Consider the following 22980-nt stretch of genomic DNA (forward strand, 5'->3'; position numbering starts at 1 on the left):
AGTCATTCTGCCGCCAGCGCTGAGCATCGACGCCCGTCGCAAAGAGCCGACTGCATCTTACCGTCTTGCCGTTCCATTCTTCCTGATAAACCGGCAGACGGGCGTCGATCCGCACGAGTTCCTGAAGCACACCACGCGGCGTGGAAATCTCCGTCCTCGCGATAGTACTCGCACACTTCTTGCTGCAGATTGGCAACGGCAGGTTCAGACGAAGGATATGGCGTGCAGGCGATCGTCCGCCGTTCGTAGTCGACTACCCTCCAGCATTGCTTGGCTCCCGGAGCATTGCTGGACGCGGGATCAGTCATCACGCCCCATCGCCCAAGCATTGCGCCTCGCTGCTTCTCCCGGAGTTTCTCGGGCAACAGGTCTGGACGGACCTCAAACCGCCCGTCCTCAGTCAGGCGATACAGATAGGACATTTCCGTTGCCACCTGGCCCTCATTGATGTGAGCCCGCTCCACGCCAGTGGAACGTAGACCGTTCTCCATAAAGCGAACGCGATTGCCTGGAAGCTCCTTGTTCTGACGTATCGCTGTCAGCCACGAAATCCCTTCATAACGATCACGTCTCAAACCGACCAATTCCGCAACGGTGGGCGCAACATCAATCACCGAACCAGCTCCCGCAACTCGGCGGTGAGCCCAAACGGGTTGGCCATGCCTAAACTGTTGCACTGCCATCACGACATGATTCTGCACGTCCGATAGTGCGAAGCTGCCATGGCCGTATGCCCCTACCGTTTGTCTGGTGTCGCTGTCGTTGAACTTGTCGCGGCGCATTGCGAAGTCTTCACCATGGTCCGACATGACAACCAGGACCGCATTGTCCAAACGCTTCAAGCGACGCAACTCATCAACCAGCGTCTCATACTGATTATCGACTGCCCTGATCGCGTTCAAATACTGACGCTGCGAATCTTCGTATCCCTTGATCTTGCCTACCCATTCGAGGGAGTTGTCTTCACGGAGATCACCTGGAAGATATGGCCAATGCGGAAGGCAGAGGTGGCTAACAAGAAACAGCGGCATGTCAGCCGGTGCACGCCGCAGCTCTGCCACCAGGCGTTCGGGATGATCCACGGTGCGATAGCTACGGTACGCAGCACGGTTGCCTTGGATCACACTCATCGACTCTGAAGCGGGCAGCATTGCCAACAGCAGGTTGGTTGCAAAGAAGTCAAAACTTCCACCAACGATGAAATCAAGCCCACCCACAGTGGGAGTAACTGTTTTATCAAAGCCAAAACTCTGGTCAAAATTGGCGAAGCGCGATTCATCCATGGCCAGCAAGGTGAAGTAGCCGTGCCGCTTCAGTTCCCAAGCAAGATTCTGATCGCGGGAGAATTCCGATCGTGGATACAAATTGAATCGCGCGCCGTGCTTGAGCGGATTCATTCCGGTCAAGGTACTGTTGTAGGAAACAAAGGTGCGGGCTAGCGGGGTACGGACATCTTCCATAACTACCGAGCTGGCCAGCGTCCGCTCAATGGCAGGGGCCAGTCCGCCGGGAAATTCGCCATAGGAAGCCAGATAGTCTGGGCGAAGTGAATCCACCCCCAAGATGACCACATCAGGCCTGTCCTCATCCACGCGCTCACGAACGTTGCCATTCCATCCCCATGCCCCGAGGCAAAAAGCTAAGGCAAATAAGGATCCAACGACGAACAGGTTGCGTCGGCAGCGCAACAGGGAGTAAAGCGCGGTCAGCACTCCGATCGCTACTACGGTGATGCAGGCACCCACAAACAATGGTGATAACCACTGGATCATCAACAATTCGGCATCCATGAAGGAGGCCGATTGTGGATACAGCCATCGGTTGGCGAACATCGCCAGCAAGACGACCGAAGTGACAAACAGTATGCTGCGCCAGAACGCGTCCCGCTGTTTAGGCAGTAGTTGGCTGCAGGCCCGACGATAGACCCACATACCGCCAACGGTCAGCAAAAGATGGCTGCCAATTGCGAACAGTACGAACAGTATGATCTTGCCAGTGAATATCGGCTCCCCCAACAGCTCAATCGCGAACTGCTGCATGAGATCGGTACGGGCGTGCTTGCCCTCGTTGCCGAAACGACCCGCGATCTGATAAACCTGCTGCCCTAGCAGGGTCAGTCCCATGAGCGCGGCCGCCACATACTGGCGCACGGCGATCCCTCTCATCCCCTACCTCACTCTTGACAAAAAAAGGGCCCTGCATACAGGGCCCCTCTTTCACTGATCCTAAGGCACAGATGCCTGGGCAATCAGTCCAACAGGTCGATTACGGGGCAGCCTTACGGCACTCGGCCGGCAGATACTTGTTATCGGCGGTTGAGGTGCAAGTCCAAGTGATACCAGCGCTGGCGCTCTTCGGCTCAAACTGCAGAGCGACATTCTTGGCCGCCGCAGTGCCGGTCACTGTGATGGTGCCATTGGCGCATTCCAGCTTTGCGGTGTTCTTAGTCGGGGTCGTGAACGTGGCAACGCCGTTGCAGGCGGTGTCATCGATAGTGCCGCCGGCATTAGCGATATTCTCACCGACGGTGGCCTTGGCTCCGGAAGCCAGCACGGCGCCTTCCGAGACACGCGAACGAACAGTGTAGTCCTGGTAAGCCGGCAGAGCAATGGCGGCCAAGATAGCGATGATCGCAACGACGATCATCAGTTCGATAAGGGTGAAGCCCTTCTGGTTCTTCATTTGATACATCCCCAAGATAAGTGGTGGTTGAGTCAGCGCACAGGATCGGCCGGCCATCGGCCGGTTGAGCGGGTCCTGCACCCTGCGGGTGGATCAACGCAGGTTGCGTGCCAACCAGGCACGCCTCCCCCTAGATTTCCCCGCGCCCATGATGGCAGCAATTTCGCGGATGGGAACCCCTGGCATGCGAATCTGCGATGGACGCGGCAATGTGACGCAGTGCGTCACCTTTGGCCGCCTCCTGGCACGAAATCGCAACCTGGGAGGCCTTCGAACTGCCCATACGGCCATGAACCCGCTACCATCAACCGCTAGTTGCCCGCCTGGGGATGGCGGGTCTTGGGGAGCCAACATGTCCGTTAGCCGCAGTGCGATCAAGAAGGAGCCCGTGGCCCGTGCCACGATGGAGTTGCAACCGTTTGTCTGGGAGGGGACCGACAAGCGGGGCGTTAAAATGAAGGGCGAGCAGTTGGCAAAGAACGCCAATCTGCTGCGCGCAGAACTGCGTCGACAAGGAATCAATCCCGGGCAGGTGAAGCCCAAGCCAAAACCACTGTTCGGGGCAGCCGGCAAAGCGGTAGGCGCCAAAGACATCGCATTCTTCAGCCGTCAGATGGCGACGATGATGAAGTCCGGCGTGCCGATCGTTTCGGCACTGGACATCATCGGCAGCGGGCACAAGAACCCGCGGATGAAGAAGATGGTGGATGGCATCAGGACCGATATCGAAGGCGGCTCCTCGTTGTACGAAGCAGTTAGCAAGCATCCGGTCCAGTTCGACGAACTCTACCGGAACCTGGTCCGGGCCGGTGAGGGTGCCGGCGTACTGGAAACGGTGCTCGACACCGTTGCCACCTACAAGGAAAACATCGAAGCGCTGAAGGGCAAGATCAAGAAGGCGCTGTTCTACCCGGCCATGGTTGTGGTGGTGGCGCTGCTGGTCAGTGCCATCATGCTGATCTTTGTCGTACCGCAGTTTGAGGAAGTCTTCCGCGGTTTCGGCGCAGACCTGCCTGCGTTCACCCAGATGATCGTGAACCTTTCGCGCTTCATGGTCTCCTGGTGGTGGTTGATGGCTATCGTGGTAGTTGGCACTGGCGCGGCGTTCATCATGGCCTACAAACGATCACCCAAGATGCAGCACACCATGGACCGACTGATCCTGAGGGTGCCGGTGATCGGCCAGATCATGCACAACAGCTCGATTGCCCGGTTCGCCCGGACTACGGCAGTGACTTTCAAGGCCGGCGTCCCACTGGTGGAAGCGCTGGGTATCGTCGCTGGAGCCACCGGCAACAAGATTTACGAGGAAGCTGTCCTCCGCATGAGGGATGACGTCTCCGTAGGCTACCCGGTCAACATGGCCATGAAGCAGCTCAACCTGTTCCCGCACATGGTCATCCAGATGACCGGTATCGGTGAAGAAGCGGGCGCACTGGATTCGATGCTGTTCAAGGTGGCCGAGTATTATGAGCAGGAGGTCAACAATGCCGTTGACGCCTTGAGCAGCCTGCTCGAACCGATGATCATGGTCTTCATCGGTGTCGTCGTTGGCGGTATGGTCATCGGCATGTACCTGCCCATCTTCAAACTCGGCGCCGTCGTCGGCTAAAGGTATCAATGGCATTTCTCGACCAGCACCCCGGCCTCGGCTACCCCGCCGCGGCCGCCCTGGGACTGCTGCTGGGCAGTTTCCTGAACGTGGTCATCCTGCGGCTGCCCAAGCGGCTGGAGTGGCAGTGGAAGCGCGATGCGCGCGAAGTCCTGGAGGAACCGGACTTCTATGAGCCACCCCCACCGGGGATCGTGGTGGAGCCGTCGCACTGCCCGCACTGCAAGCACAAGCTGAGCTGGTACGAGAACATCCCGCTGTTCAGCTGGATCATCCAGGGCGGCAAGTGCCGCCACTGCAAGGCGCCGATCTCGCTGCAGTACCCGCTGGTGGAGGCGCTGACCTCGGTGCTGGTGCTGGCTTGCGTCTGGCAGTTCGGCTTCGGCTGGCAGGGCTTTGGCGCCATCGTGCTGACCTGCTTCCTGATTGCCCTGTCCGGCATCGACCTGCGCACCCAGCTGCTGCCCGACCAGTTGACCCTGCCCCTGATGTGGTTGGGCCTGATAGGCAACATCGACAACCTGTACATGCCGGCAAAGCCTGCATTGGTCGGCGCGGCGGTGGGCTACCTGTCGCTGTGGATGGTCTGGTGGCTGTTCAAGCAGCTGACCGGCAAGGAAGGCATGGGCCACGGTGATTTCAAGCTGCTGGCCGCGCTCGGCGCCTGGTGCGGGCTGAAGGGCATCCTGCCGATCATCCTGCTGTCGTCGGTGCTGGGCGCCATCATCGGCTCGATCTGGCTGTACAGCCGGGGCCGTGACCGCGCCACGCCCATTCCCTTCGGGCCGTATCTGGCCATCGCCGGCTGGCTGTACTTCATGTGGGGCGCACCGCTGGTGGATCAGTACCTGGTGATGAGCGGGCTGCGCTGAGGGGAGTCCCCATGAGCCGCTATGTGGTTGGCCTGACCGGGGGCATCGCCTCCGGCAAGACCGAAGTGACCCGGCGCTTCGAGGCGCTGGGGATCGTGGTGGCCGACGCCGATCTGGCCGCACGGGCCGTGGTGGCTGCCGGCAGCCCGGCCCTGGCCCATATTGCCGAGCGTTTCGGCGCCGACATGCTGCTGGCCGATGGCAGCCTGGACCGGGCCCGCCTGCGCGCTCACGTGTTCGCCGACCCGGCCGAGCGGACGGCGCTGGAAGCGATCACCCACCCGGCCATCCGCCTGCTGATGCAGCAGCAGTGCGAGCAGGCCACCAGCGCCTATGCGATTGCGGCCATTCCGCTGCTGACCGAGGTGGGTGGGCGGAAGGCCTACCCATGGCTGGACCGGGTGTTGCTGGTGGATGCGCCCGAAGTCGCGCAGCACGCCCGGCTGATGCAGCGCGATGGCATTGATGCTGCGCTGGCCGACCGGATGATTGCTGCGCAGGCCAGCCGCGCGCAGCGGTTGGCGCTGGCCGATGACGTGGTGGTCAATGATGGGCAGCCGGAGGACCTGCAGGTGCAGGTGGAACAGCTGCACGCGCGGTATCTGGGGTTGGCCGGGGGATGAGGCCGGGTTGCCGGCCAGCGGCCGGCACTACCAAAGCGTATCCACGCATGGCGTGGATCTACTGGACGACTCGGTTGCCGGCCAGCGGCCGGCACTACCAAAGCGTATCCATGCGCGGCGTGGATCTACTGGACGACCAGGTTGCCGGCCAGCGGCCGGCACTACCGAAGCGTATCCACGCGTGGCGTGGATCTACTCCAGCTGCAGGCGGGCGTAGCGGGCGAGTTCGCGGGCGCCGAGCAGCAGGCCATCGACCACATCGGGATTGAGTTGCTGGTGCACACCGCCCTGCTCTCGCGCGGTTTCGGCGGCGTGCAGCAGCTGGATCAGGGTATGCAGACCGGCAAGCGTGCGGCTGAGGCCGGCCATCATGGCTGCCTGCGCCGGGCTGGCCCCCTGCACGTCCAGCGGCTGGCCGTCGGCGGCGTCGCGGCCATCCATGCGCGCCAGCAGCGCGGGCAGCAGGTCCTTGGGGTCATCCAGCAGAACCTCGACGCGCTCGGCGACGTCGGCAGGCAGCAGGTGGGCGGCGTCGCCGATCAGGGCGTGCAGCTGGGGGAACAGCGGGCGGGTGGACATGGTGGAGCTCCTCGCAGTCGGCAGGCCACCTGCAGATGCAAGGTGGCGGACGGTGCGGGTTGGCGTACCGGAGACCCAACAATCAGCAAAAAGACTCCAGCGGATTCTGACGAATCCCCACGCACCGCCCGCCGAAACAAGGCACGCGGTGCATTTTCCACGACAGGCCGACGCCAGCCGGAAGTTTGCTGAATGTTGGTTTTTTTCAGGACGCCAATCCCGGCCAAGGCACCTGCCCCGGCCAGGTCATCAGGCCATCGCCGCACGCGACGATCTGTAAGGAAATTCTCAAGTGCGGTGCGGGCTTGCCAATGCGTGCACTGGAACACGCGCAGGGCGCGGCAGCGATCACGGTGGGGTCGCGTTGGGCCTGATGCCTGATCATCGCGCGAGGGTAATTCAGTGGCACAAGCGACACAGAGCGCGATGCAAGGTCGGCAGGGTCCGTGCCGACCAAGGTCGGCACCCACCAAAGCAGGGGCCCTTACAACGGCTTCGGCGAGAACGTCAGGGTGGCGATCACGCCACGCTCGCCACCGGGGCGCACGCTCACCTGCCAGCCGTACAGATCGCACAGGCGGCTGACGATCGACAAGCCGATGCCGCCGCCCTGCGAATGGCCGGCATGCGTGCCGCGGTAGCCACGCTGGAACAGCTTGGCGGCATCTTCCTCGCTCAGGCCCGGGCCACTGTCGGTCACCGAGACCGAATTGGCGCCGACGAACACGCGCACCTCGCCGTCCTGCGAGTACTTCACCGCATTGCCGATCAGGTTGCCCAGTGCCACCGACAGCGCTGCCTCGGGCGCGTCGACCACCAGGTTGCGCTCACCTTCGAGCACCAGCTCCAGCGGCTTGCCGCCCAACTGCGCACGGTGCGCATCCAGCAGCTGCTCGGCTACGCGGGCCACGTTGCTGGTGCCCTGACCGCGTTCGTTGCGCGACAGCAGCAGCAACGCGCCGATCAGATCGCTGCACTGCTGTTCGGCACGCTGGATGCGCTGCAGGCGCTGCAGCACCTTCTCGTCCAGGCCGGGCCGGGTCAGCAGCAGTTCGGTGGCGCCACGGATCACTGCCAGCGGCGTGCGCAGCTCATGGCTGACGTCGGCATTGAACTCACGGTCGCGCTGCACAACTTCGGTCAGCCGCGAGGAATAGTCGTCCAGTGCCTGTGCCAGCTGCCCCACTTCGTCATCGGGGAAACGCGGCGCCAGCGGCTCAGGGTCACTGGTACCACCACGGTAGGCGCGCAACCGTGCGGCCAGGTCCGATACCGGCTTCATCACCTTCGAGGCCGACCACCAGCCCAGCACCAGTGACAGCAAACTGAACACCAGCACCGACAGCACCAGCGCGCGGTTGAGCTGCTTGCCGCCGCGCACGCTGTCGGTCATGTCATAGGCGAGGAAGAACCAGGCGTCCGGCGTCTTGCGCACGGCCAGCTTGTAGGAGTACGGCTCGCCGTGCTCATCACCGCTGACGCTGTGGATGCCATCGGAGAAGCCCGCCCACTGCGCGCGTTCTTCGCGCACCCGGTCGAACTTGTCCTTCGAATAGGCATAAGCCCTGATCTGCAGCACCGGTGCATCCGGGTTATGCCCGGGGTGCTCGTAATAGCGGCGCGCATACTCGTCGATGTTGCGGTTCATCAGCTCTTCCACCAGCTGGTTTTCCACGCGCAGGCGGGCCCAGTTGGTGGCGAACGCGAACAGTGTTGTCAGGCAGAAGCCCAACAACACGAACGAAACGATGATGCGGCTGCGCAGGCGCCGCCGATACGGCGTGCGCCGGCGCTCCCCCTTGCTTGCCACCGAATCAGGCTTCCGGGGTGGCGATGCGGTATCCGATGCCATGGCGGGTCTGGATCAGCGGCACTTCAAACGGCTTGTCGACCACCGCACGCAGGCCGTGGATGTGCACGCGCAGGGAATCCGAATCGGGCAGTTCTTCGCCCCATACGCGGGTTTCCAGTTCCTGGCGGGTCACCACGGCCGGGGCCGCTTCCATCAGCGCCTGCAGGATCTTCAGTGCAGTCGGGTTGAGCTGCAGCAGCTTGCCCTGGCGGCGCACTTCCAGCGTATCCAGGTTGTATTCCAGATCGCCGGTTTCCAGCACGCGGGTCTGCACGCCCTTGCCGCGTCGCGACAGGGCGTTCAGACGCACTTCCACTTCCTGCAGCGCGAACGGCTTGATCAGGTAGTCGTCCGCGCCGGAATCGAAGCCGGCCAGCTTGTTGTCCAGCGAGTCGCGGGCGGTGAGCATCAGTACCGGGGTCTGCTTGCGCGCTTCGTTGCGCAGCTTGCGGCAGACCTCGATGCCGTCCATGCCTGGCAGGTTGAGATCCAGCACGATCGCGTCGAACTCGTGCACCACGGCCAGATGCAGACCGGTAACCCCGTCAGCCGCGAAGTCCACGGTGTGGCCCCGGTCCTCCAGGTAGTCGCCCAGGTTGGCCGCAATGTCGCTGTTGTCTTCGATTACCAGGATTCTCACTGTCACCTCTAATTGACGAATTTGCCGACGCGCTGGGCCTGGCCCATATCACGCTGTGCCTTGTCCTTCCGTCGCGCGCGCTCGGCTACGGTCGTGCACTGCGTCGTGGACCGGTTCGAACCCGTGGCCTTTTCACGTTGGCATATTAGACGACTATCTTCACGGGCCTGTGTCAAAACCGTGTTCACGATCTGCTGATCGTTGAAGACATCGGTTCGTACCTGTTCAGGCATGGAATCGCGGTCGGGATGCTGCTCGACGGCCGTACGCATGCGCACCAGCGCCTCGCGCACGCGGCTGCGGTCGGCCTGTTTCAGCTCGCTGTAGGTCTCGCCATCGTTGAGTTCGATTTCGATGCGCTCGATCTGCTGCTGCAGCGGCTTGCCCGGAATAAAGACCTCACCGGCCTGGTTGGATGCGGAGGCGGCGGTGGCCAGGGTCAGGCCCGAGACCAGGACCGCCGACATCAGGAGGGACTTCATGACAAACGAATCCTTGTTTGAGTTGAGGGTTGACTGTATTCGCACCGCCTTCACGCGAGCAAGTGCCGGTCGCTCGGGCGGCAATCGGCCCGGCTAGCGGTTACTGGGAGGCGTGAGATTGTTGAAGGTGCGCTGGTCGTTGAGCAGGGCCTTGCCCTTTTCCTCGATCCGGCGGCGCTCGGCCACCGTCAGGCAGCGGCTCTTGGGCATGTTGCTGCCCGTGGTGCGGGTGTGCTGGCAGATCTGGCGGCTGTCTTCGTGGGCGCGGACAAGAACGGTGTTGATCCGCTCCTGGTCGTTGAAGACCTCTGCCTGGACCTGCGGCGGGAGCTCCTGAAGCGTGCTGTGGTCCCCCATGCGCTGGGTGATGCGCGCCAGGGCCTGCTGCACCTGGGCGCGGTCTTCAGCGGAAATCTCGCTGTATTCGCCGTCATCAAGGGCCCTTTCAACCCGCCGGACCTGCTCGGCCACCGGTGCCTGCCCGTCCATCTGTATGGCGGTCTTCTCCGGCTTGGCGGAGACAGTGCCAGACAACCCCAGCAACAACGCGATCATCGTGATGCGGTACATCGCCAGCCTCCGGATCCATCCAGGAACGATGGCCACTCTACGGCCGTCACGCGGCCTCCACAAGGGACTTCCGGCAGGTATAAAAAAGACCCAGGCGGTGGCCCGCCTGGGTCTGAAGTCGTATCCCGATACCGATCCTGCTGAGAGGCAGAGCTGCGGTTCGCTGAAGGCTACGCCGGCGCCGATTAAAGGCATGTTAAAGCCGGCCTCATTTGCCCATGAGAATCTCAATCTATTGATTTGTCATGGCTTTTTCAGCTTCTCGACGTGCTCGATGATGCGCGTGGCCACATCTACCCCGCAGGCGGCTTCGATCCCCTCCAGCCCCGGCGTGGAGTTGACCTCCAGCACCAGCGGGCCGCGCGCGGAGCGGATCAGATCCACCCCGCACACCGACAGGCCCAGCGCCCTGGCCGAACGCACCGCCACCTGCTGTTCGGCGCGGCTGGCCTTGGCCGCCACCGCAGTGCCACCGGCATGCAGGTTGGAGCGGAAGTCGCCTTCCGGCGCCTGGCGTTGCATCGAGGCCACCACCTGGTCGCCCACCACGAAGCAGCGCAGGTCGGCGCCCTTGGCCTCACCGATGAACTCCTGCATCAGGAAATTGGCATACAGCCCGCGCAGGGCCTCGACGATGCCGCGCGATGCGCTGGCCTTTTCGGTGAGGATCACGCCCCGCCCCTGGGTGCCCTCGTTGAGCTTCACCACGTGGGGCGGCGGGCCGAGCATGGACAACAGGTCGACGGTGTCATCCGGGTTGTCACCGAACACGGTGACAGGCATGTCGATGCCCTTGGCGGCCAGCAGCTGGTGCGCACGCAGTTTGTCGCGCGAACGCAGGATCGCGTCGGAGGGGTTTGGGGTGCGTGCGCCCATCAGCTCGAACTGCCGCAGCACGGCGGTGCCATAGCGGGTGATCGAGGCACCGATGCGCGGGATGACCATGTCCACGCCGGTCATCGGCCGGCCCTTGTAGTGCATCGAAAAACCATCGGCGGCGATGCGCATGTAGCAGCGCAGCGGGTCGAGGATGCGAACGGTATGGCCACGCGTGCGTGCCGCCTCGACCAGCCGGCGGGTGGAATACAGCGAACTGTTGCGGGACAGGATGGCGAGCTTCATCGCGGCAGGATCGGGCGGCAGGCGCGCAGCATAGCGCGGGCGTGTGGCGGGTGGATGATGCCCCGCAGGCCACCGCATCTGCATGCCTGCCGGGGCTGTGCGAATATGCCGTTGCCGGCTGATGGACATAAACGGCCGGCTTGCACAATCCAAGGAGAACCACAGATGCGAATGGGAATTCCGCTGTTGTTGCTGTTTGGCCTGGTGGGAGGCGCCGCAGACGTACGGGCTGCGCCGACCCACGCAGTCTCCCGGCTCTACTTCGATGCCACCAACACCCTGATCGGCCAGGGCCTGCGCTACTGCACGGGCAAGGCACAGCACCAAGGCGTTGCCTCACACGCCAATACCCGCTGGATCGATGTTTCCTACGCCTGCCAGGGCGACTCGACCGACGTTTCCTACGGCAGCTGGGTGCCTGCGCAACTGCGGCAGGACTTCTGCACGCTGTATGACGCCTGCACATCACTGATGCCGTGGCCGGAACCCAGCCTGCCCGGCACCCTTGGCAACGGCTTCTACTCAGACTGACAGCCGATAGTCGCCGCACCGTCTCCGGCGATGACCGCACCGTCGCCGGGGACATCCTCATGGCTCATCCAAGGGATGCCTGCCGCCGCTGATCAGCGCGGGGGCAGGCGCAGCGAGAAGTGCCCATCGCGGACACGCACGGCCAGCGCGGTTTCCCGCCATTCCACAGGCAGGGCGAGCGCCGTGTGTGGCGTGGGGATGCGTGTGATCGCTTCGAACGTCCAGTGTTCCTCATAGGCTTCGCAGCGAAGCGAACCGTCATCGCCGGCCTCGATCACATCGATCCAGGCACCACTGCGGGCCTTGCCGCTGCCGCCCGTCGCACGGCGGCCAATGGCCTGCCAACACCCCTGCCAGTGGACGAGCCATACGCCCTCGATGGGACGCAGATCCCCATCAAGCACGCTGCCCGCCACCGCCACGCACCGTCCGGACGGGCTGGTGATCACCGTTTCCAGATCGCAGGCGTGACGGTCACTGGGCTCGCCATCAAGACAGAGCGCGTACGGGCAGACGCGCGCGAACAGCGTCGGATGCGCGGTCAGGCGCAGATCGTCGGGCAGCAGCGGTATGGCCTGCAGCACCCGGGCATCCGGCAGGACATGCCGCAATGCCTGCGGCAACCCGGCGGCCAGCGCGGGATGCTCCGGTTCCAGCCATAGACCCCGGCAGGGCCGCAGCGTGGTCGATCGACAGGGGATATCCCGCAACCACATTGCGGCTTCGGCATCCCCGCCAAGCTGCCGGCGCTCGTGCAGTTCCTGCCAGAACAGGCTGGGAACAATCGCCTGCAGGTGCATCACCCGCTTGTCCGCTTCGTCGTAGACGATCACCGCTTCGCTGCGATCAATGTAGCCACTGGCCACACGCAGCCCGCTTCCCGCCAACGCCTGCCACTCGCCACTGGCGTCGTGACTGCCTCCAGTGGATACGCCCTCGACAATGGCGCCATCGCGCAGCATCTGGGTGCTGTAGGCCGGACCTCCCATGCCCAGTTCGCCCCAATCCAACAGGACATCATGCGAGGGCGGCCGGGTAGCAAAGGGCAGCGTCGCCCGCGAGCGCAGCAGTGCGCCGCCTACGGTATCGCCGACCAGATCAAGGCGCTGCAGCACACCACCCACTGCAAGGCACGCGGCCAGGGCGACAACCACGCCCAGCGGCGACCACCAGGCCACGCAGATGGCGACCAGGACCAGGAACGGCAGCCACTGGGTGAAACGGCGGAGGGCGATTCGATCAACGGTCATGCGGGCATGGTGACTGCGATTGCGCACCATTCAAACCTTCAACGCGGTGCCAGGCAATGGGGGTCGAACCGGCATTTCCGCTAGACTTTCCCTGATGATGGAACGATGACTGACGTGAACCGCCGGAATCTGCTGCTGGACGTACTACCGCGATGGAGAGCACTGGCCAAGGATCCGGGAGTACCGCGCCGCATGCTTCGCCTGCCGGACTGGCAGGCAGACTGGAACGCGGGCATGGCCCTGCTTGCGCGTCATGCGCGCAAGGGCGGTGACCCTGCGGAGGAACCGCTGCAGGGGCATGCGGCGCTGGAACATGCGTACGGCTGGGAAGCGGTTGCCCAGACCGGCAGCAACCTGCTGCTGAAAGGCATCGACCGTGGATTCGCCCCCACGGCATTGCAGCAGATGCATGCCGACGTTGCAGAACTCTGGCTCGAGCATGCACGTTTGCTGGCCATTGCCCGGAACAGCCTGCAACAGCAGGGCCACGACATCGCGCTGGCCGCGCCGTTGCAACCGCGCACAACGCAGCACTACGAGTACGCCCTGCAGCTGTTGTCACTGGGCGTGCTGCTGGATGCGCAGGACCGTCTTCCAGCGTTGGTGGAGAAGGTGCTCTGCTTCGACACCGACCGCGTGCTGGACTACCTCAGCGCACCGGCACTGGGCCTTGCCGAAGCCAGCGATGCGATATTCCATCCGCGCCCGTTCGCCGAGCTGTTCGCGCCGTTGCGCGACGGTGAAGCGTTCGTTCCATCCCTGCTGACCGGCTACCTGCAGGTGCACTACCGTGACTTCTTTCTACTGTCGCCCCAGGCTCAGAAGCGGACCCGACGGCTGACCGGACCGCATGCATGGGGTTACTGGGCGCTGGAGGTAGCAGCGCTGGTGGTGCTGTATGGCGGCGACGATGCCGCGCCGCGCACCTGCCCGCACTATCCTTCCGACCTGGTGGACTTCGCCCGGCCGCAAGCGGGCGCATAAGCCACTCGAGCTATGGTTCGAAGGGGCCACAGCCCAACACTGAGGAGGAGATTGCGGCGCTGCTGCCACACGCTCGAGCTGGGTGTGGTGCATCGAGTACGCCGCGTCTGCCGTGGGTGAATACCCTGGAGACATGGAGCGGGCGATGGGAATCGAACCCAAACCCACCCAACCGACTGTTTCAAAAGGAAATCCATGAAACAATCGACTGAAAAAACGATACCTCAAACGATACCTGAAAGGCTAGCAGGGTTGCAGAAGGGCTATCAAGTGTCGACGTAATGCGTCTCGATTCCGAGCGGTCCGTAGCAGCAACCGATCCTCTGACGTAGCGAACGCCTAGCCCCCTCCCCGTGTGCCAGAACCGCCGACACCGCCAAAGTGAGCGTGTTCGAGTGGCCGGTCACTTGTGCATGACGCACCAAGTTCGCAAGAGCACGCAGGAGATCGTTAAATCGTTGCAACATCCCATTAACACCCGCCGATATACGATTGCGACTCATTCCCAAATGGACTTGTGACGTGTCAAACATTCCTACCCTTCCGACCGTTCCCGTGTTTGCGCCCCCGCAGCCAGACCCTTATTACGGCTTTGGCGGCATCCAATACGAGATCGCCTTAAGCTCCCCAATTTTGCAGGAAGGCACTCCCCCGCCCATCATCATCCGAGCACACTTCGCCAACTCCGATGGAATCTGGGCAACCGAAGGCACGGATCAGTTGAACGAGCTCTGCAAGGTGATGAGCAACCGGCCGGGAGACTTCGTGCGGGCGCAGATTTTCCGCTACGGTGCCTACTGTGGATGGCTTGGCGAAAACAGAGAATGGGCATTGCCTGGCTCTACTCCCACGTCGCAGAACGGCGTTCCCCTCCTTGATCCCGTTCAGGCGTGGGTAGAGGACGGGATGCGCTGGCCTCCGGCTTGGCGCGGCAACCTCTTCGACACGCAATTTCTTGCCGTCCAAGGCGTAGCGCACTGGATCTTCGGTAAGGGGGAGCCAATGACCGTGTCTCTTGAGAACCTTGGCCTGTTCAATCAAGTCACGGATTTCTCACCGATCATGGATATCCTGCGTGATCACAGCAAGGGCGACGGAACTTATCAATTCAGTGAGGCGCCCTTTATATACAACACCTTTGACCACGTCACGAACAATGTCCATGCAGCAGGCTTGATTGGTCGGGTTTCAGGAACACTAACGGGAACGCTGACCATCAACGGCGGGTCCTACACGTTCGATGGAAACTACGGCCTCAACCCAGATACCTACGACGCAAACCCAGCAAATCGCCCGCATTACCAGGAAGCACTCACCTCGTTCCTGCAAGCCATCAGCAATGTGATTGGCACGACCAACTATCAGATCAACTTCACGGGTCGCAATACCGTGCACTTCCAAGGCATCCGACCGTGAAGACCCCGCTCCTTCTCCTCACTCTCCTGGCAGGCGCGTTAGCCGGTTGCTCACGTGCAGACTGTCCCAACATGAGCAGTGAAGAGCAGAGAGAGCAGGTCGTCCACTACGTTCTTGGCAACACTTTCCCTCCCCTCAAAGACGTAGCACGCAGCGACATAACGTTCCTCGACGGCACCCGTCGTTACAACGCGGACAGCCGCTTGTGGGGATGGAACTTCCAAGCGAACGGAAAAGAATACATTGCCCTCATCGATTGCGACGGCAGCGTTGAGCTCTCCATAGCAAAGGAAGCCCTTTCTCCGTAGCGACCACCTCCTGCGGGGCCGTCGGCACAATGGTCGCTGAGACGTTCTCAGCGGCCATCGCTCTGGCTTGCAGGGCTGTCAAAGCCGTTATGAGCATCGCCGGAAGCGCACGGGATGACCTCATCTAAGCGGGATCCAATGGACTGCCGTTGGCTCGGGGAACGAAGGCCTTCATGGCCCGCGGATAAGCAAGACCGATCGGTGTCTCGTGTCGGCAATTTGGAGCGTTTGGCTCGGCGCCTACGGCAAGGAGCGTCGCACACGTGGCGGCAGGGTCACGCCGTTCCCACGCCTCCAGGAACCTAGTGGCGTGAACGGACGTCCAGGGGCGCCCATCGGCCAGCGCCGCCAGAGCCGCCGCGGCGGGTCCGGAAGACCCAACATGATCTGAGCGTGCTGCCAAGTGAAGCGGGGTCTGGGCATGGCGATCACGTGCATTCGGGGAAGCACCGGCCAGCAACAGCGCGGACACTGCCTCAACGTTTCCCAGATGGGCGGCGAAGTGGAGCGGTGTCTGACCGTGGCGATCGCGCGGATCAGGAAAGATGGTCGCGGCCAGTGCAGCGTTGAGCGCGGCAACATCGCCGATGACCACGGCCTCGTGTAATGGCGTCCAAGTCATGATTGCCCTGCCCTTCGAGTGGCAGCCCTCGCCTCCAAATGGGCGATGCCTTTTTCGCGCAGAGCGTTGCGTCGGGTCGGTTGTAGCAACAGCTGCTCGCTTACAACCAACAATCCTCCGACAACTTCTGCCGGATCCCAACTGTCCACCCCGGCAGCGATAACCAGACCACCCAGTTCGATCTTCCGGTGAGCATCAGCACGGCGATCCGCTTCGCGTTGCTTCAGTTCTGCACGTCGGCGCTTGCGTTGCTCTTCGCGTTCGACGAGCAGCAGCTTGGCTTGCTCCTTGGCCAGCGCTCCGATCATCCGCTCCAACTTCAGTTTTTGCTTCTCAACGTTCCCCACAGCTCGCTTGCTCTTGCGTGGCTTGAAACGGCGCTGGAGCCTGTGCTCTCTTGGCAGGAGGCTACGGATCCAAGCCTAATGCCTCCAAAAATTGCGCGCCGCGTGCGCGCAATGCAAGCGCGTCTTGATGAGGTGACACCAGAAATGGAGTCAATTCAGAAAAAGATATCGCTAATCAATGAAGCGTCAGACGCAGCCGACGCCTTGCCGACAGACCTGGAAGAACTCCGCAAAGCGCGCAGTCAGATCGAAAAGCTATCAACGGAATCAGCCACAACGCAAGGAAAGATCCAGCAGAGATGGGACGAGATAGAGAAGTTGCTACTGACGATGAGCGAAAAATCTGTTGAGGCAGATAAGTTGGTCAAGCAGACGGAGGAGGCTTATCGCGTCGCAACCTCGATTGGACTTGCAGGGGCTTTCGACCAGCGATCCAAATCAATGGCTTGGTCGATGAGGTTCTGGGTAGTCGGCCTGTTGGTTGCGCTCGGCGGCGGCACCGCAATTGGTGCAAGTCGGGTAAGGGTATTGACCGATGCGCTGAGCTCCAGTTCACCCAACTGGGGAATTGTTTGGATTCACATAATTCTTTCTGTCGTCAGTGTTGGAGCGCCACTATGGTTTGCTTGGCTCGCAACAAAGCAGATCGGTCAGCGTTTCCGAATCGCAGAAGATTACGGATACAAATCCTCCGTTGCGAAGGCTTACGAAGGATATCGCAAGGAAGCAGCTCGCATCGACGAGGACTTCGAGAATAGGCTGTTCAATTCCGCTCTAACTCGCTTGGAGGAAGCGCCCTTGCGATTGGTTGAAGATGTAACCCATGGAAGCCCATGGCATGAGCTCATCAACTCTGATGCCTTTAAGGCCGCGCTAGACAAGGTTCCAGATCTAGGAACGACCTTTGCGAAGATCAACCTGAAAGCTGGTAGAAGATCAAAGAATTCGGCTAGCTTGCCTGAGGGGGCCGTAGAAGCAGCTGAGTAATCTTCTAAGAAAACGCCCCGGACTTGACAAAGCTCCGGGGCGTTTTACTTTGAGTTCACGGCCCCCGAGTTTGATCGACTCGGAGGCGAGCAAGGTAGGTAGCTCTACGACATGCCCAGGCAGTGCCCCTTGAGCACACATTAGCAAGCCTTGGATGGACCGCAAGCCTCTCCTCCTTCTCTCCTCACAGTCTGTCCAGCTCAAAGGCCGTTGGTAGCCGTATCACGGTGCCGGTGGAGTGACCGGCGGTGCACAACGCAATCCTGGGAGCCCAGTGCGGGCTTGGACTGACCATCACCAGCGTGCACCGGTTTTAATGCGAGGGGACACAGGGCGCGGTATGGCCTGGCAACTCGCGCCAGCCAGGTAACGCAGATGTCGATGGTAACTGGGGAGTGCTCAATCTGGCCCCAGCAGCGTCTCCCATTCGCGGTCCCGTTACCAATGGTTCGTTGCTAGGAGAAGCCCCAGGAAAAACGCGCCTGGGCACGGGAAAAGTAAAGCAACACCGGAGAGACGCCCTCGCATGGGGGTGACAGGACCCGGACCCGGCGCGACTGATCGCGTGAACCTGTCGAAGCGGTGCAGATTAGGGAATCACCGCGCCCTGAAGTGCTGGGGGTCGCCGCCACGGGACCGACGCACGGGCCAAGTCACCCCACCGCTTTAGTCAGCGGGGTCAGGGGAGACTTTGCCCTTCGGCTGGAGGGGACCCGGAGGGGACCCGACAGCCGAAGGGCAAAGCAGGGGGGGCTTTGGCAAAGCTATTGGGGTTTAAGGAAAAGCTTGTGCACGCTTTTCCCGTTTTCGAAAAGCAGATCGGGCGAAATTTCTCCCCAAGTTCCGCTTTCACCCGCCCGCCCCTTGAGCCATGCAGCTCGGCTGAGCGTGGCCTGCGATCTCTTGCGCGGAGAAGCAAACCACTGACACCTCAGCCAAGACGGTGACGACTGTAACGAACGGCAGTGCACGCTCACGCGCTGGACCTCACTCGCCTGGAACGCGCCGTGACACTGCACTACATTCCTCCTCCCCTGATCCGATCAGCGGGCGAAGCACAGATCTGGGGCACCCACGGCGTCGTGGTCTCGCAACCCCAACCACTGCGCTCCGAAGCATTTGAGCTGAGGCAGGCTTACGAGCCCAAGCTCCTGGAGCCGGACCTTCACCCGCTCCTGCTGCTTTCGTCACGACTAAATCGGGTTCACTCCCAAGCTTACAACGGGGACTTCCTGCTGCCCGTCAGCGCCGTTGAAAAAGCCCACAAGGCAATCGCGCCCCTGAGCCCAGCGGATCTGCGCACAACCGACGCCTTGATCGCCTCACTGACGTCCGCAGCAGGCCTCCAGGCACCCTCGCTTCGATCAGATCGCGCATGGGTGGCAGGACGAGGCCCCAAGGAGGCGGTGCTCGTGCTGCCACCGGTCGCGGTCGTCGATCCACTGCTCGCCAATCTCCTGACCACCCTCTCCCAGCACCAATCCAACTGCAATGAGCACCTCGACGAGGCGCTGGCGCACCAACTGCTGACGATCCACCCATTGGCCGATGGAAACGGACGGATCACACGTTCCTTGCTGATCAAGCTCGCCGCTCGCAAACGCAGTTTGTTCCCGCTCTACATTTGCTGGCTGCTGATGTTTGACAAGTTGGCAACCGTTGCTTCGTGGAACGACGCCTCCCTCACCGGGCAGCACACGCCCGAGCCCGCAAGGATGGAGCGGTGGCTGGCAGCGGCGCGCGCCCTAGTCTCCGTGTGGCAAGAAGCACGAAAAGAATTAGACGTCAGGGCAACTGACGCCCTGCTGTTCACAGGAGCCGTGACCGAAGACGCCGTGCGGGCCGTCAGCGAGAACTGTTCCCCACCGCTGGCCCGGCGAATTGCCTCGACCTACGCCGCATCCTCCCTCCCCTCCCAAAGAGACCTCGAAGAAGCCATTCAAACATGCATTGGAACGTGCAAGAAGCTCGCATCGCCCGCTTTGAAGCCCCCAAGGACTGATGGTGATTCATGAAGAACAAACCGACGTTAACTCCCGAAGACATCTCCACATCGCAGAACCTCAAACGCCAGATCCGCGACATTCTTCGCATATCGCTGATCGTGGGCGGGTCGTTGCTCGCAGCCCAATCAGGCATGGCCGACACCACCAACGATCGAGGAACGACCAACCTTCCTCCGGTTGATGCGATACCGCCTCCTTACATCCCCCCCATGGATCCCCCCTCACTTCCCGGAGTTGGGGGCTACGACCCAGGCGAAGGAGGTGGTGGTGGGGGCAACTCTTCTCCCCCCTCAGCAGACACTTGGAAACAGCGGGTTTGTGCAGAACACATTGCCAGGAAGCCCGCCTCCTGCCCTGCGCGCATCCCGTTCCCATCGGGGGCCAGCTACGCAAAAGATCGCTTGCCTGGCGCTTCTTGGGGGGCAAAGTCCACTGTCCTGATGGCGATTTCCTTCAGCGAAGGCCGAACGCACGGGTTTGGTCGAACCGTGCCGCCTGATCCGAACGCTCAGGCTTCTATGAAGGACGCCCTGGAACGCCAGACCCAGAATTACGCCAACCTGACAAAGGACTTCGACAGCGCGACCGGGGAGTTTCGCTACGCGGTTATGCATGCATGCGAACAGCAGCTTCAAGCATCGAGTGCGACCAGGGCTGGCATCAACATCACCATTCCTGAGTCATACTGTCTCAGCATCCTTAAGGCGATAGACGATGAGGTGGGGGCTCCCGGTCTCGTTGAGACCTTCGTAGAGTGGGCACGTCGCTACGGCGTGCCCGTGGAGGAATACATCACGCCGCAAGGGGCAGGTGCGGTTGAGCTGGAGAAATCCCTGAAAGAGAAATGGAAATATGTCTCTGAAGATGCCCAGTGCTCAACATGGTGGACGCAACTGGACCAACAGCAATGTTCAATTCCTTGACAGGTGAGCGCATGAAAAACTTCGCAATCGTGGCCATGCTTGCCTGCGCACTTTCCGCTTGCGCGGACAAGTCCTCCCCCGCAGCGGACGTTCAAACGACTGAACAGAAAGCCCAGCAGGGCGACCAGACACCAAAAGGCGAGACGTCACGGCCCACGCCATCCTCCAACGCCGGCGTAAACGCGGCCGATCGATCTGCCGAAATTCAGCAGAGGCTGTGCCCTGCGGTGGATCCGTCCTGTGCGAGCGCCGGCCCACTGAGCGCCCGCTCTCCAGCCGAGGCCCAGTGGTTGATTCAGCATGGCTATCCCTCTGAACAGGAGAACGCCAAGTTGCATGCCGCCAGCCTGCAATCCCTCCAAGAGATGGCAGCGTCCGGCAATAGGCCGGCCGCCGTTGTCTACGCGGAGAGAATTGCTCTGGAAGCCGGGAAGTTCACGGAAGGCTCCGTGCTTCTCTATGAGCAAGCCAAATCAGGCAACCTGTTCGCCTACTACGGGCTTTCCAAGATCTACTATGACGACCCCAGCCACGGCTCCTTGGTGGATAGCGCCGCGTATCTCAAGGTTGCCTACCTGCTGGGTGACTCAAGGGCCTCGGAACTGCTGGATCGTCCGAAACTTGGCACCGCTGAACTGTTGTCAGCAGACAAGCGAGCGGCAGGGCTGCTGGAGACGTTCTCAGGCGGCGTGGAGCGCTCTCCTCGCCCGCTGGAGTAAGCATGGGCTTGTAGAGCGGTAACCGCTCTGCTCAACGCCAGCGCCAGCGCCAGCAAGTGAGTAGAAGTTCCAGTTCAGCTTCAGGAAGGCCCCCGCTCAGCTGGGGGCCTTTTTCTTTCCTCCACGCCGACCAACTTCCCGCAGCTTCTGCTCGGCCGAGCGCAACGCCAAGTCAAACTGCCCCGGTTGATAGCGCGGCAACACAACCGGAGGCGAGAACCTGCCCAACGTCGCCACGCGGTCCGGCAGGGTGGAGCGGTGAATGTAGTGCTTCTCCAAAACCGTCTGCCCCGCAGCATGTCCGGTGACCGCGCCGATGGCCGCTGGCGACGCACCTGCGGCGTCGAGGCGATCGGCCAAGGTGTGGCGAAAACCGTGAAAGCCCTGCCCCTTTTCCTCGACGCCTTGCCGCTTGATGTAGGTGGAAAACTGGCGTGACAGCTGCCTGCCAAATCCCAGACCGGTGCTGTTCGGGAGATTGGGGAACAACTGCACATGGCCTGCGGCCTTGGCCTCCTGCACGTAGTCCAGGAACCCGGCCTCCAGCACGGGTTGCGCCAAGGGAATAAAACGGCGCGAATGCTTGCCCTTGATCCGTTGGCCCCTGGCCACCACCCGGACGTAGAATCCGGGAACGCCATCGACCGTTGCGATGTCATCCACTTGCAACTGAGCCACTTCGTTGACCCGAGCACCGCTGTAGAGCCCGAGCATCGGACCAAACCACCGATGCGGATACTTCGACGCCCAGGGAACAAACGCGCTTCCAAAAATGGCGCCCAACTCGCTGTCGGTGAAGGGAGATCCCCTGTCTTCTTCGTCTGGGGTCGCCACCGCTCGAACGCCTGCCAATGGATTGACCTCCACTCGCTTGGCCTCGACCAAGGAGATAAAGAACACCGACAGACGCTGGCGGTGCTTTTTGATGGTCCAGGCGGCCGGCTCGGGCTCATCGTTGGCCTTTGCCAAGGCCATCACCTCCAGCACCGGCATTCCTCGGTAAGCAGGCCGCTTGGATGCATTCGAAGGCCACCATCGAATTGCGCTGAAGAACTCGCGCACGTGATCTTGCGCAAGCTCGGACACAGGCAGATCTTCCCCTACCGCGCCAGCAAACAACCGCAACGTGTGACGGCTCTCCAGAATCGTCTTTGGCTGCAACTTCGCGTTGGTCAGATCCGTCAGGTGGTTTTCGATGGCCTTAGACAGTGACAGTCCAACCGAACGACCTGTCGCCTCCCTCTTCGCATGCGTCTCCTGCTGCTTGAGCAGAAAATGCTCAGGAAGCAGGCCGATGCTTTCTACTGGATCGGCGCTGGCCATCTTTTCGAGGGTCTCGCGCCAGAACGCCATGTCTTCCGGCGTTTTGATCTACACCTCGGTCACGCCCGCGCCGTTGGGGAACGTGATCCCTTTCAAGATCAGCTGTTGAACGCCATTCCGCCGCACCCTGCGTAACACCTCGTCGATGTCCACCGCCTGCCCCTGTCTCAATGCTTGGAATGCCTGAGAGAGTGCCATGCCCATGCGGGCAGCGACCAGCCTGGCCACGTCTCCGAAGGGAGCGTGCAACGGACGAACGAGGAAGCGCGAGCCAACCAATGCTCGCAAGTCTTTCGGGACGAGAAAACGGGCATAGACCCCGCTTGGTCTGGCCAAAAGCAATGGCTTTGGCATGTTTGGCGATACCTCAAACGATACCCAGGAAGGTCGTTTGAGAGGCCGTTATCCAATCCAAAAACCCTCGCGCCTCCAGACACTTAGCGCGGATCTCGGTGTTGATTGGAGCGGGCGATGGGAATCGAACCCACGTCAGTAGCTTGGGAAGCTCGTCAGGAATACATGCGCTTCAA

Annotated in this window: 22 protein-coding genes and 1 pseudogene; 11 read left to right on the forward strand and 12 right to left on the reverse strand. The window is 61.6% G+C overall.

The features are described from left to right. Window positions 1-2: 2 nt before the first annotated feature. Window positions 3-2165, reverse strand: a complete 2163-nt coding sequence (locus tag BN1263_RS13995) for a sulfatase-like hydrolase/transferase (protein ID WP_058981940.1) — start codon at window positions 2163-2165, stop codon at window positions 3-5. A 100-nt stretch (window positions 2166-2265) separates the two neighbouring features. Next, complete coding sequence (locus BN1263_RS14000) at window positions 2266-2682, reverse strand: pilin (protein WP_058982192.1); 417 nt, start codon at window positions 2680-2682, stop codon at window positions 2266-2268. A 352-nt stretch (window positions 2683-3034) separates the two neighbouring features. Between BN1263_RS14000 and BN1263_RS14005 the strand changes: the two genes are divergently transcribed. Genes BN1263_RS14005 through coaE form a run of 3 tightly spaced genes read left to right on the forward strand, consistent with a single transcriptional unit; the run spans window position 3035 to window position 5789 of the window. Beyond that, window positions 3035-4294, forward strand: a complete 1260-nt coding sequence (locus BN1263_RS14005) for a type II secretion system F family protein (RefSeq protein WP_058981941.1) — start codon at window positions 3035-3037, stop codon at window positions 4292-4294. Window positions 4295-4302: 8 nt separating this feature from the next. Continuing rightward, window positions 4303-5166, forward strand: a complete 864-nt coding sequence (locus BN1263_RS14010) for a prepilin peptidase (protein ID WP_058981943.1) — start codon at window positions 4303-4305, stop codon at window positions 5164-5166. Between the two features lie 11 nt (window positions 5167-5177). After that, window positions 5178-5789 carry a dephospho-CoA kinase gene (gene coaE, locus BN1263_RS14015; protein WP_058981945.1) on the forward strand — a complete coding sequence of 204 codons (612 nt, stop codon included), beginning with the start codon at window positions 5178-5180 and terminating at the stop codon, window positions 5787-5789. A 192-nt stretch (window positions 5790-5981) separates the two neighbouring features. On the opposite strand, the gene BN1263_RS14020 is transcribed toward coaE, so the two are convergent. The 6 genes from BN1263_RS14020 to rimK form a co-directional block, all read right to left on the reverse strand. After that, window positions 5982-6368, reverse strand: coding sequence for a hypothetical protein (locus BN1263_RS14020; protein WP_058981947.1), 387 nt, complete (start codon window positions 6366-6368; stop codon window positions 5982-5984). Window positions 6369-6852: 484 nt separating this feature from the next. Then, on the reverse strand, window positions 6853-8220 hold the full coding sequence (locus tag BN1263_RS14025; RefSeq protein ID WP_058981949.1) for a sensor histidine kinase: 1368 nt from the start codon (window positions 8218-8220) through the stop codon (window positions 6853-6855). After that, complete coding sequence (locus BN1263_RS14030; protein ID WP_005410804.1) at window positions 8183-8860, reverse strand: response regulator transcription factor; 678 nt, start codon at window positions 8858-8860, stop codon at window positions 8183-8185. Before BN1263_RS14030 ends, BN1263_RS14025 begins: the two co-directional genes overlap by 38 nt. 8 nt (window positions 8861-8868) lie before the next feature. Next, window positions 8869-9342, reverse strand: coding sequence for a hypothetical protein (locus tag BN1263_RS14035; protein ID WP_019660177.1), 474 nt, complete (start codon window positions 9340-9342; stop codon window positions 8869-8871). Window positions 9343-9435: 93 nt separating this feature from the next. Then, complete coding sequence (locus tag BN1263_RS14040) at window positions 9436-9912, reverse strand: hypothetical protein (RefSeq protein WP_058981951.1); 477 nt, start codon at window positions 9910-9912, stop codon at window positions 9436-9438. Window positions 9913-10155: 243 nt separating this feature from the next. Then, window positions 10156-11034, reverse strand: coding sequence for a 30S ribosomal protein S6--L-glutamate ligase (gene rimK, locus BN1263_RS14045; RefSeq protein WP_058982194.1), 879 nt, complete (start codon window positions 11032-11034; stop codon window positions 10156-10158). A 165-nt stretch (window positions 11035-11199) separates the two neighbouring features. On the opposite strand from rimK, the gene BN1263_RS14050 reads away from it, so the two are divergent. Continuing rightward, a complete protein-coding gene (locus tag BN1263_RS14050) occupies window positions 11200-11565 on the forward strand; it encodes a hypothetical protein (RefSeq protein ID WP_260832960.1) in 366 nt (121 codons plus the stop codon). 92 nt (window positions 11566-11657) lie between these two features. Here BN1263_RS14050 and BN1263_RS14055 read toward each other — a convergent pair whose 3' ends face one another. Next, window positions 11658-12815: a hypothetical protein gene (locus BN1263_RS14055; RefSeq protein WP_260832961.1), complete on the reverse strand. Its 1158-nt coding sequence runs from the start codon at window positions 12813-12815 to the stop codon at window positions 11658-11660. 114 nt (window positions 12816-12929) lie between these two features. On the opposite strand from BN1263_RS14055, the gene BN1263_RS14060 reads away from it, so the two are divergent. The 3 genes from BN1263_RS14060 to BN1263_RS14070 all read left to right on the forward strand — a co-directional run bounded on the left by BN1263_RS14060 (window position 12930) and on the right by BN1263_RS14070 (window position 15523). Next, window positions 12930-13799 carry a PoNe immunity protein domain-containing protein gene (locus BN1263_RS14060; RefSeq protein WP_260832962.1) on the forward strand — a complete coding sequence of 290 codons (870 nt, stop codon included), beginning with the start codon at window positions 12930-12932 and terminating at the stop codon, window positions 13797-13799. A gap of 522 nt (window positions 13800-14321) precedes the next feature. Then, window positions 14322-15215 carry a lipid II-degrading bacteriocin gene (locus tag BN1263_RS14065; protein ID WP_058981958.1) on the forward strand — a complete coding sequence of 298 codons (894 nt, stop codon included), beginning with the start codon at window positions 14322-14324 and terminating at the stop codon, window positions 15213-15215. Between the two features lie 71 nt (window positions 15216-15286). Further along, entirely contained in the window at window positions 15287-15523 is a 237-nt protein-coding gene (locus BN1263_RS14070; RefSeq protein ID WP_144435362.1) for a hypothetical protein, read from the forward strand. A gap of 124 nt (window positions 15524-15647) precedes the next feature. Here BN1263_RS14070 and BN1263_RS21020 read toward each other — a convergent pair whose 3' ends face one another. Together BN1263_RS21020 and traD are read right to left on the reverse strand one after the other, a co-directional pair. Further along, the gene (locus tag BN1263_RS21020; RefSeq protein WP_080398827.1) at window positions 15648-16145 is read right to left on the reverse strand and encodes an ankyrin repeat domain-containing protein; all 498 of its coding nucleotides are present in this window, start codon (window positions 16143-16145) and stop codon (window positions 15648-15650) included. After that, window positions 16142-16453, reverse strand: a complete 312-nt coding sequence (gene traD / locus BN1263_RS20150; protein ID WP_144435363.1) for a conjugal transfer protein TraD — start codon at window positions 16451-16453, stop codon at window positions 16142-16144. Before traD ends, BN1263_RS21020 begins: the two co-directional genes overlap by 4 nt. On the opposite strand from traD, the gene BN1263_RS20525 reads away from it, so the two are divergent. The 4 genes from BN1263_RS20525 to BN1263_RS14095 all read left to right on the forward strand — a co-directional run bounded on the left by BN1263_RS20525 (window position 16334) and on the right by BN1263_RS14095 (window position 21127). After that, a complete protein-coding gene (locus BN1263_RS20525) occupies window positions 16334-17479 on the forward strand; it encodes a hypothetical protein (protein ID WP_058981964.1) in 1146 nt (381 codons plus the stop codon). The two genes, traD and BN1263_RS20525, sit on opposite strands and share 120 nt — an antisense overlap. Window positions 17480-18486: 1007 nt before the next feature. Further along, window positions 18487-19494 carry a Fic family protein gene (locus BN1263_RS14085; RefSeq protein ID WP_058981966.1) on the forward strand — a complete coding sequence of 336 codons (1008 nt, stop codon included), beginning with the start codon at window positions 18487-18489 and terminating at the stop codon, window positions 19492-19494. Further along, a complete protein-coding gene (locus BN1263_RS20530; RefSeq protein WP_144435366.1) occupies window positions 19491-20408 on the forward strand; it encodes a hypothetical protein in 918 nt (305 codons plus the stop codon). The genes BN1263_RS14085 and BN1263_RS20530 overlap by 4 nt, the downstream gene beginning before the upstream one ends. Then, window positions 20393-21127, forward strand: a complete 735-nt coding sequence (locus tag BN1263_RS14095) for a hypothetical protein (RefSeq protein WP_144435367.1) — start codon at window positions 20393-20395, stop codon at window positions 21125-21127. The genes BN1263_RS20530 and BN1263_RS14095 overlap by 16 nt, the downstream gene beginning before the upstream one ends. A 96-nt stretch (window positions 21128-21223) precedes the next feature. On the opposite strand, the pseudogene BN1263_RS14100 reads toward BN1263_RS14095, so the two are convergent. Then, window positions 21224-22804, reverse strand: a pseudogene (locus BN1263_RS14100) (site-specific integrase). Window positions 22805-22980: the final 176 nt, after the last annotated feature.

Source organism: Stenotrophomonas thermophila (assembly GCF_001499715.1).
Classification (GTDB): Bacteria; Pseudomonadota; Gammaproteobacteria; order Xanthomonadales; family Xanthomonadaceae; genus Stenotrophomonas; species Stenotrophomonas hibiscicola.